1 protein-coding gene is annotated in these 436 nt (G+C 76.1%); it reads right to left on the bottom strand.

Annotation, left to right across the window (positions count from 1 at the left end):
- The coding region (locus tag HUX53_RS32245) for a hypothetical protein (protein WP_176406992.1) at nt 1-288 on the bottom strand (288 nt) is incomplete at its 3' end.
- Nucleotides 289-436 lie beyond the last annotated feature (148 nt).

Below are 436 nucleotides of genomic sequence, written 5' to 3' on the forward strand. Positions count from 1 at the left end.
GAACCGTCCGGGCCGGTACTCCTCGGCCTGGCGGAGCCCGTTCTCGTAGTCGCGGTACACGTTGACGAGGTCGTCCTCGCCCAGGGTGGCGAGGCCGTCGTCGCGCTCGGCGAGCACCGCCATGACCTGCGCCAGGTCCGCGTTGCCGCCGGCGGCGACCATCCTCCCGTCCATGCCGACGGCCTCCACCCGCTCGGGCACGACCTCGCGCCGCCCCGGCTCGAGGTCCTGGCCGTGCTTCGCGCCGCTGAGCGCGCGCCGCCCGACGCCCCACCCTCCACCCGCCACCCCCCTCAAGCGCAGCCCGCGCGAGACCGGGGCCGGGACGCGGGTCGCGCACCGCCACCTACCCGTGGCGCCATCCCACACTCCGCGCGGACACCGCGCCGCACGCCTCATCAGAGATCGCACCACCCGCGTCGAGCACCCAACCCGC

The sequence above is a fragment of the Actinomadura sp. BRA 177 genome, from assembly GCF_013372625.1.
In the GTDB taxonomy this organism is placed as follows: domain Bacteria; phylum Actinomycetota; class Actinomycetes; order Streptosporangiales; family Streptosporangiaceae; genus Spirillospora.